The organism is Psychrobacter sp. (assembly GCF_030457785.1).
GTDB lineage: Bacteria > Pseudomonadota > Gammaproteobacteria > Pseudomonadales > Moraxellaceae > Psychrobacter.
The window spans coordinates 1-9307 of the sequence record NZ_JAKDUI010000096.1; the positions used below are offsets into that span (position 1 = coordinate 1).

Below are 9307 nucleotides of genomic sequence, written 5' to 3' on the forward strand. Positions count from 1 at the left end.
TACATTACGATGATATAACAACTATTTTAACAATACAGACGTAAATAATGGGTACAATAGAAGTTGCTTTTTCGAAAAAAATTCGGAAGTGACTGCATTTCCAGATAAAAGCAAGTCAGTTTTTTAGCCGTACTTTTTTATTTTATAGCCAGCGTTTGCACATACGCATACCATTAGCAAATTTTAAGGAGTAATCTACATGACACCGATTCGTTCAAACCAATCATTAAAGTCTATCTTCGGTATCACATTGATGGCCGCCGCCTTAGGTCTAACAGCCTGTAGTACTTCCCCTGACACTGACCCTGATGTACAAGCTCGTCAAGACAGCATGAAAAACTGGGGTGATGCAATGGGTGTCATGGGCGATATGGCAAAAGCCCCAGATACTTTTGATGCAGATGTATTCAAAGAGCAAGCTGCCTTTTTGGCTGAGGACGCTTCTACTCCTTGGAGCCACTTTGAGAACCAAGAAAGCATGGGTAACGCAACTGAAGCTGTATGGACTAACCCTGAAGGTTTCACTGCAGAAGCTGAAAAATTTCAACAAGTTACCACTGATTTAAACGCTGCCGCACAAACAGCCGCTAGCATGGATGATGTGAAGCCTGCTTTTGGTGAAGTAGGCGCGACCTGTAAATCATGCCACACAGACTTCAAAGCTGAAACCAACTAAACAGCTAAACTGTTCGTAACGACGCACTGCATTAAAAAAACCGCCGTATCAGAAGATATGGCGGTTTTCTTCACACTCTATTATAAAAAACAGGCGCAGAACTTAATAATAATTCAACGACGATGCCGCTGTTACTCTGTCGCTACCTTGTCCTCGTCTGCTGTTTGCTGCTCATTCACTTTATTGACAATCGATGTCACAGATGGATCGCTCAAATCTATGGTACGTATCGGGAATGGTATGTTCACACCTGCTGTATCGAGTGAGTTTTTGATCTCGACGAACACCTGATGGATAGAGGCAACCTTATTGGCTTGTGTGCCGTCTTCAATAAACCAACGTACCTTCAAATCTATCGTTGAGTCACCAAAACCAGTGGCAATCACACTCGGCTCAGCTTTCTTCGAGACACTATCTGCCCTATCTAGCGCTTTTAGGATCTCCGCTTTTGCAGCTTCGATATCGTCTTCATAACCGATACCTACCGCCAGCTCCAAGCGCCGCTGATGATATGCTGTATTGACGGTCAGTGCTGAAGTATACAGTTGAGAGTTAGGTATAACCACTTGCCTACCGTCATAAGTTTTGATGGTCGTCGCACGGATTTTGATGTCTTCAACTGTCCCTTCATAATCTCCTGAGACGATCTGATCGCCAATACGAAACGGCTCCGAGATGAGTAGCAAAATACCGGATAATAGGTTTTGGAAGATGTCTTTGAACGCAAAACCAATAGCAACCGAACCGATACCAAGTGCACCAATCAGCTTGGCAGGTGTAAACCCTGGCACAGCAATGACCATGGCTATCATAATGCCAATAAAGATAATCAGCGCCCCGCCTATGCGCTGGAATACTTTGACCAAGTTCTGATGACGGCTACGGCTACCCAGTAATTTTCGGACAACTTTTTTAAAGATGATCGATAAAAACCAAAAAATCAGAAAGACAGCGATTGACGCGACGAAATAAGGAATACGGTCGATAAAACCAATCAATATTTCGTTGGCAGAGTCGAAGATACCTTGATATGTCATGACATCAGTATTTGTTGATTTTACCGCGGTTCCGTCGCTTATACTGGCGTCTGTCTCGGAGCTAGACATTCCCTTATCACTCCTGTGATTGGATTAAATTGTTTGGTTGATGGACTAAGGTCTGTCCTCATTTTGAAAATGGTGATAAACCTAAGCCATCAAGTCGGCCTGGACAATTTCAATCCAGTAGCCGTCAACATCCTTGATAAATGCGATGTTTTTCATGCTACCGTCTTCTGGGCGTTTTTTGAATTCGACATCGTTTTTATCAAACCACGCCACGGCCTCCTCAAGATTAGGCACACTAAAACAGATATGGCCAAAGCCTTGTGGGTCTTGGTTACCATCGTGATAGCTGAAGCCTTCTTGGTTTTCAGTGCCATAATTATGGGTTAACTCTAAAATACCGCGCTGACGAAAAGCAAAAATTGCCAAATCATCACCGGTCGGCAGCGATTCACGCTCGCTTTCAGTAAGTTTGGCTAGAAAGTATAAATCAAACCCCATCTCAGGAAACTTCTTTACCGCCAATAAAGTCATACCAAGAACACCCGTATAAAACGCCAACGACTTGGCAGGGTCTTTGATACGTAGCATAGTATGATTGAATGTGAAGCCTGAAGTCTGCGCAGAGATAGGTTGAATACCCACTGTATTTACACTGCTAGCAGGCTGAGCGATGATAGCCTCATTACTAGAGGTTGAGGTAGATGCTGGTTTAGACATAATATTCCTAATATACAAAAAACAAGTTTATAAGCCAATCGCCATCACAGCGAGTTGCTTAACTTTCTACTGATAATAACAAATAGCGCGATGCGATAGCGATTAGACATCTAAAAATCGTACTTTGCCAGTTTCTAAATCGTACTCTGCACCAACGATCAATAACTGACCATTGGCTGATAAGTCCTCTAATGACCGCGAACCATGTTTGAGTTGGCTAACTGACATACGCACGTTGGCTCTGATGGAGCGACTGAGCAACTCATCTGCATCTACGTCCTGACCATTGGCAGTCGCCAATTCGTGCAAGTTATACACACTCGGGCGGATACGGTCGACAATCGACTGCAAGTTAGGAGAATAGCTCTGCTCAGGGTTGATAAGTGTTTCGACACAGGCCGTTACCGCACCACAGTGAGAATGCCCCAACACGACCACCAGCTTGGTACCGAACGTCTCAGCAGCAAACTCGATTGACCCAATCTGTGAAGGCGCAACCACATTACCAGCGACACGAATGACGAATAAATCACCCAAACCTTGGTCAAATACAATCTCGACCGGTACGCGCGCATCCGAACAGCCCAAAATAATGGCCAAAGGATCTTGATCGCTGACCAGCTCTGGACGCTTCTGCATACTTGGGTCAGTACTGCTAAGGCTATCGACATAGCGTGCATTGCCTTCTTTTAAAAGCTCAAGTGCTTCTGCACCTGTTTTGGGTCGTTTGTCGTTAGGCATGAGAAATCCTTTTTTAGTTTTGGATAGTTCTAAATGCAACAATAAGATATGCGGTAAGCCGTGTCTTATTATTGTATTGCATAGCCAATTGTATAGGAATAGAAGCAAAAAATGATAGAAGTTTTTGTATGTTCAACCTGCTCCCATAAGACATGAGCCAACAGCTCCTGAGCAACTTGTAACCAACTGACGCTGAATTATATCAATGGTTTGTTATAATACGTGACAATCAGACCACCAGACCACGCTTACGCCAACCATCTTTGTCTACAGTAGCACATGTCATGGCTACTCTAACGAGTGAGATGTATAGGAACGAACCTTATGACCGAATCTGCTGCAACCACGCCTACCTCTGGTGAGTCACTGGATAGCATCCTACTACAACTGACCGGTCTTAAGAAAAACTATGATAAAACTGAAGTATTAAGGAATATCAACCTCGATATCAAACACGGTGAGTTCTTAACCTTACTCGGTCCATCAGGCTGTGGTAAGACCACACTGCTACGCTTGATTGCCGGTTTTGAGCAACCAACTGCTGGGGCAATATATTTGGATGGCGTACAAATGGCGGGCTTGCCAGCGGATAAGCGCCCCATCAACACAGTGTTTCAACAGTATGCGCTGTTTCCACATATGAGTGTTGCACAAAATGTGGCTTACGGACTCAAGCTTAAAAAAGTCCCTAAAGACGAGATTAAAACCCGTGTGCGCGATATGCTCGCCATGGTTCAGCTAGAGCATTTAGCCAATCGCAAACCGCAAGATTTATCTGGTGGGCAGCAGCAACGTGTCGCCATTGCTCGGGCAGTGATTAACCGTCCTAAATTGCTATTACTTGATGAGCCTCTGTCTGCGCTCGATCACAAATTGCGCTTGCAGATGCAATCCGAACTCAAGCGATTGCAGAGAGAGCTTGGGATTACCTTCGTCTTCGTCACTCATGATCAAGAAGAAGCGCTATCAATGTCAGACCGCATCGCTGTGATGAAAGACGGAGCGTTTCAGCAAATCGGCACACCCATTGAGATATACGAGACCCCTGCCAACTTATTTACCGCCAAATTCATCGGTGAGACCAATTTATTTAAGGCTGAGGTAAAAGGCGTTTATCCTGACCAACCAGATCGTGATGGTAAGGTGAGCAACGGACGCATCGAAGTCGAAGTCTGTGAGGCACAGGCACAAGAAGTTCCAACCACGTTACGCAACTTACGGCGCCCCGACTTTGCCAATGATGTACGAGTAGGCGATATCGTCAATCTACTCCTCCGCCCCGAAGATTTACGCATTTACGACCCTAAAGATGATGGACACACAGGGCTGCTCGGTCACGTCATCGAGAGTAACTATAAAGGCAGCACGTTGGACTCGATTATCGAATTGACAAACGGTCATATCATTAAGGCTTCTGAATTTTTTGATGAAGACGACCCCAGCTTTGACTACAAACTAAATGAAGCTGTCAAAGTATCATGGGTTGATGGCTGGGAGTGGGTACTGCCAGAGGACTCTGATACTGCAGAAAATAGCGATGTGCACAAGGATGTACTCTGATGGCACATCATAGCTTAGGCAGCAAAGGCGCTTTTCGTACCGCCACGCTATGGCTAATCTGGGGTTGGTTACTGATATTTGCACTCTTGCCAAATATATTGGTCATCGCCGTCAGTTTTCTGACTCGCGATAGCAGCGCGTTTATCAGCTTACCTGTCAGCATCGACAGCTACGTACGCATGGTTGACCCATTGTACTTCGAGGTTTTTGCCCACTCATTATGGATGGCAGGTATCACGACGTTTATGTGTTTGTTGCTAGGCTACCCTTTTGCGTGGCTGGTATCCAAAGCCAAAGTGCGCTGGCAGCCGCTGCTCATGATGTTATTGATACTGCCGTTTTGGACCAACTCTTTGGTGCGTACTTATGCGCTCAAGCTACTATTTGCAAATAATGGTTTGATTAATAAAGCGCTGCTCGCGATAGGCATCATCGATGCGCCTATTGATATTTTATATACGCAAGGCGCTGTCATCGCAGGCCTTACCTATTTATTGTTTCCATTTATGGTCTTACCACTATATGCGGTGTTTACAGACCTACGCAACGACATGCTGTTGGCGTCGCAAGACTTGGGAGCTTCTAGAGCTCAGACTTTTTGGCACGTGGTCTTGCCATTGACTACGCCTGGGATTATCTCTGGGGTGCTGTTGGTGCTACTGCCAGCGATGGGCATGTTTTATGTGGCTGACATCTTAGGTGGTTCGCGCAATTTATTGGTCGGTAATATTATAAAAAACCAATTTTTGGCTGCACGTGATTGGCCGTTTGGGGCTGCCGCTAGTGTGGTATTGACAATAGCGATGGCCATATTGCTGCTCGCTTATCGTGCCAGTAGTCGCCGCATTGGCAAAACTGACTTTAACGAGGTGGCCTAATGTCTGATCGATCAGCAAGTCGCTCGTCCAATAACACACCCACAAAACAGAGGCGTCCTATTAAGATTGGCAATATCGCGGCCAAAGGCTATCTTGGCTTGATTTATGCCATGCTGTATTTGCCAATCATTGTATTGGTCGTGATGTCATTTAACCAATCAAAGATTGGCTATAACTGGGGCGGCTTTAGTTTAAAATGGTACGAATCACTGTTTAATAACCAAGCGATGCTTGATGCCTTTTGGCACTCTATCGTGTTGGGGTTGGTCGCAGCGACCGTCTCAACCCTAATAGGTACGCTAACTGCTCTCGCCTTACATCGATATAATTTTCGAGGCAAAGGCTTACTAAACGGCTTGTTATTTGTACTGATGATGTCACCTGAAATTGTATTGGCCATCTCATTGTTGGCACTATTTTTATTAATTGGTCTGCAGCTCGGCTTTGTGTCACTGTTATTAGCACACATTACTTTTTGCTTACCCTTTGTGGTCATCACTGTGTTTGCACGGCTGAGTAGTTTGGATGAGCGTTTGATGGAGGCGGCACGGGATTTGGGTGCTAGCGAATCGGTGATGGTTCGTACTGTGCTCATCCCAGTGATCATGCCAGCGGTGATGGCAGGTTGGTTACTCGCCTTTACCTTATCATTGGATGATGTGGTGGTTTCTACCTTTGTCACTGGTCCTAGCTATGAGATTTTACCGTTACGGATATACTCAATGGTGCGTGTCGGACTCAACCCTGAGGTCAATGCCATTGGTACGTTATTGCTAGTTGCTTCTCTTATCCTCGTCATTATCTCGCAGTTATTACTACGCCGACGCTAGCTAAAGACTATCAACAGATAACCACTTTCACTTACTGGCTTTGAGTGAAAATCATTAAGCTATCAACTATAATGAATAATACTCATTTTAGTAGTCAGGTTATATTATGTTAGAGCTCCGCCATCTCAATACGTTAACTGCCCTACGTGCGCACGGGTCATTGGCTGCTGCTGCCGATGAACTACATGTCACCGCTTCTGCCGTTTCGCATCAGCTCAAAGAATTAGAGAGCTATTACGATATCAGCTTGGTCAATCGTCGTACACGCCCGCTGACCTTTACACCAGCCGGCAAAACGGTGTTGGCATTAGCAGATAACATTCTGCCGCAAGTGACCCGTACCAAATCCGATCTGAAACGCTTAGCGCATGGGCAAGCAGGCAGATTGCGCCTAGCATCCGAGTGTCATAGCTGCTTTGACTGGCTCATGCCGATACTCAATCATTATCGTCGTCAGTGGTCTGATGTAGAGCTAGATTTCGCGACTGGGTTTGAACCTGAGCCTCATCATTTGCTGATGGAAGGTGATATTGACCTACTGATTACCACCAGTGACTTGCCGATCGAGGGCATCAGTTACCAACCGCTATTTGAATATGAAAGTCGCTTGGTACTATCGCCAACGCATGATTTGGCAGCACAAGAGAAAATTGAGCCTAGCGATTTGACCGATGAGGTATTGATTGCCTATCCAGTAGAAGCCAGACGCCTCGACATTATTGCCAACTTCATGACACCAGCGCAGGTGAACTTTGAGAGTGTTCGCACTACTGAGCTGACAGCGATGCTCATTCAGTTGGTTGCCAGTGAACGCGGAGTGGCAGCATTGCCCGATTGGGTCGTTGCTGAATACGAGAAAAAAGGCTGGGTTGTCTCGCGCCCGCTGGGCACTGGTGTGCACTGTCAGCTGTATGCAGCGACACGCACGACGAGCCAAGAGGTCGCTTATATGCAAGGGTTCTCTGGTTTATTAGAAGGGTTGGTAAAGCCAGTTTGATATTCAACTGTCTACTGCGCTAACGATACCTTGGACTGATATTTATATCGCTGCCGCTATTGAGTAGAAAATGCTTTTACTAGGTTGAAGCATTCTATAGGCATCGCCACTCGTTATGATAAGCTTCAAGGCAATCATGGAGCTGCAATCATACTAGCTTGTGTTTTTATTTGGTTGCCTTTGATTTGAATTCTATACAGCCCCTAGTCTAAGTAGTAATAAACCCAAGTTGTTAGTCCACAAAGTCATTGCTCAAAGGGTCGTTCTAAAGTGCTGGATGTCATGAAAGATCCCATGGTATTTTCGACTGCGTTTATTTCAATAAAAACCTCTAAGAAGTGATCTGAAATAAGTCGACCATGACAAATAATTGTGTTATACCATACTGCTATGAAGAAGAGATATCTTGTATTTACCGATTTAGATGGAACACTACTCAATCATCAGGATTATAGTTTCGCTCCTGCAAAAGAGGCCTTAGCACTTTTAAAATATCGCTCAATTCCTCTCATCATCGCTACGAGCAAAACCTTTAGTGAAGTAGTAGTGCTTCAAAAAGAGTTAGGCATGCGGCAGCCTTTTATTGTTGAGAATGGTGCTGGGATATTTGTGCCCTCAGAGTCTGTACTTGCAAAAGAGGTGGCGTCTAAAGAGGAGTGGATAAAATTCTCTAAGGCGCAATCCTACATAGAACTGAGACTTTTTTTCACACACATGAAACGGAGCTACCCGATAAAAGGTTTTGGAGATATGAGTGTTGATGAAGTAATACAGCATACAGGTTTGCCAAGAGAAGAGAGCCTAAATGCCATGAAACGCGACTTTAGTGAGCCTTTTTTGATGCAGGACGAAAGAGGGCTTGAGGCTTTTAAAAAAGAGGCAAATGAAAAGGGCTTTGATATAGTAAAAGGGGGAAGATTTTTTCACCTTGTCTCACTTCTACAAGACAAAGCAAATGCCATGCTTACACTTGCTCACATGTATGAAGAGTATTACAACCAAAAGTGTACCAAGATAACCCTTGGTGATAGTGCAAACGACTTTACCATGATAAAAAAAGCAGATATTGGTGTTTTAGTTCCTCTCTATGATGGCTCTTTTAGTGCCATAGGAAACGCAGATATAAAAAGAGCAGACTACCCAGGACCAAGAGGTTGGAATAGCTCTATATTGGAGATATTTGATGGACTCTAAAGCGCTCGCAATGACACTTGCTGTCACTGCGAGGTCTTGAAAAATCATGACAGTCTAGTTATATGAGATAACATCAAAAGAGAGAGTAAGATGACAGATTTTTTTCAAAACGGCGTTATAACAACACTACAAAATGTGGGGGATCGCTCCTTAGAAAACATAGAAGAAGAATTATTGCACTTCTCAAAACGCAGAAATATGGTGCTTTTGCTTCCCGCTCTCTACTCAGAGTTTGAAATGCCAGCGATGCAGACTATTATTGATGAGCTTAAAAACGTGAAGTATCTCCATAAAGTTATAGTTGGACTCGACTGTGCAACTGAGGAGCAGTTTTTAGAAGTAAAGAGGCGCATGAGCATTTTGGAGTGTCGTGTTGAGGTACTTTGGAATGATGGTCCAAATGTAAAAAAGATATATAAAGAGCTTACAGATGAGGGTTTTCCTGGTTTAGACACTCCGGGAAAAGGTCGTAATGTCTGGACGATGATAGGTTATGGTCTCACAGATCGAGATAACTATGCTTTTGCCTTGCATGATTGTGACATAGTAAACTACTCACGAGCGCTTGTTGCACGGCTTTTTTACCCCATAGTACATCCAGGACTTGATTTTGAGTTTAACATTTTACCGCAGAAATCCCCTACCTCTAAGGTAGTGGGATGAATGCG

Annotated in this window: 10 protein-coding genes and 1 pseudogene; 8 read left to right on the top strand and 3 right to left on the bottom strand. The window is 44.4% G+C overall.

Annotation, left to right across the window (positions count from 1 at the left end):
- Positions 1-199 precede the first annotated feature (199 nt).
- Complete coding sequence (locus L0J61_RS06220; RefSeq protein ID WP_301465467.1) at positions 200-676, top strand: cytochrome c; 477 nt, start codon at positions 200-202, stop codon at positions 674-676.
- A 131-nt stretch (positions 677-807) separates the two neighbouring features.
- On the opposite strand, the gene L0J61_RS06225 is transcribed toward L0J61_RS06220, so the two are convergent.
- From L0J61_RS06225 to L0J61_RS06235, 3 genes are all read right to left on the bottom strand, one after another.
- A complete protein-coding gene (locus tag L0J61_RS06225; protein ID WP_301465468.1) occupies positions 808-1782 on the bottom strand; it encodes a mechanosensitive ion channel family protein in 975 nt (324 codons plus the stop codon).
- Between the two features lie 81 nt (positions 1783-1863).
- Positions 1864-2439: a lactoylglutathione lyase gene (gene gloA / locus L0J61_RS06230; RefSeq protein WP_301465469.1), complete on the bottom strand. Its 576-nt coding sequence runs from the start codon at positions 2437-2439 to the stop codon at positions 1864-1866.
- Positions 2440-2541: 102 nt separating this feature from the next.
- Positions 2542-3180 (bottom strand): carbonic anhydrase, encoded by a 639-nt coding sequence (locus L0J61_RS06235; RefSeq protein ID WP_301465470.1) that lies wholly within the window; start codon positions 3178-3180, stop codon positions 2542-2544.
- A 324-nt stretch (positions 3181-3504) separates the two neighbouring features.
- On the opposite strand from L0J61_RS06235, the gene potA reads away from it, so the two are divergent.
- The 7 genes and pseudogenes from potA (at position 3505) to L0J61_RS06270 (ending at position 9302) form a co-directional block, all read left to right on the top strand.
- On the top strand, positions 3505-4740 hold the full coding sequence (potA, locus tag L0J61_RS06240) for a spermidine/putrescine ABC transporter ATP-binding protein PotA (protein WP_301465471.1): 1236 nt from the start codon (positions 3505-3507) through the stop codon (positions 4738-4740).
- Positions 4740-5618: a spermidine/putrescine ABC transporter permease PotB gene (potB, locus tag L0J61_RS06245; RefSeq protein ID WP_301465472.1), complete on the top strand. Its 879-nt coding sequence runs from the start codon at positions 4740-4742 to the stop codon at positions 5616-5618. Before potA ends, potB begins: the two co-directional genes overlap by 1 nt.
- Positions 5618-6448 carry a spermidine/putrescine ABC transporter permease PotC gene (potC, locus tag L0J61_RS06250; protein ID WP_301465473.1) on the top strand — a complete coding sequence of 277 codons (831 nt, stop codon included), beginning with the start codon at positions 5618-5620 and terminating at the stop codon, positions 6446-6448. Before potB ends, potC begins: the two co-directional genes overlap by 1 nt.
- A 106-nt stretch (positions 6449-6554) precedes the next feature.
- Positions 6555-7445, top strand: coding sequence for a LysR family transcriptional regulator (locus L0J61_RS06255; RefSeq protein WP_301465474.1), 891 nt, complete (start codon positions 6555-6557; stop codon positions 7443-7445).
- A gap of 21 nt (positions 7446-7466) precedes the next feature.
- Positions 7467-7634 (top strand): annotated as a pseudogene (locus L0J61_RS06260) (IS5/IS1182 family transposase); the annotation flags it as partial.
- Between the two features lie 183 nt (positions 7635-7817).
- The gene (locus L0J61_RS06265) at positions 7818-8639 is read left to right on the top strand and encodes a mannosyl-3-phosphoglycerate phosphatase (RefSeq protein ID WP_301465475.1); all 822 of its coding nucleotides are present in this window, start codon (positions 7818-7820) and stop codon (positions 8637-8639) included.
- Positions 8640-8729: 90 nt separating this feature from the next.
- Positions 8730-9302 (top strand): hypothetical protein, encoded by a 573-nt coding sequence (locus L0J61_RS06270; protein ID WP_301465476.1) that lies wholly within the window; start codon positions 8730-8732, stop codon positions 9300-9302.
- The last annotated feature ends 5 nt before the right edge of the window (positions 9303-9307 follow it).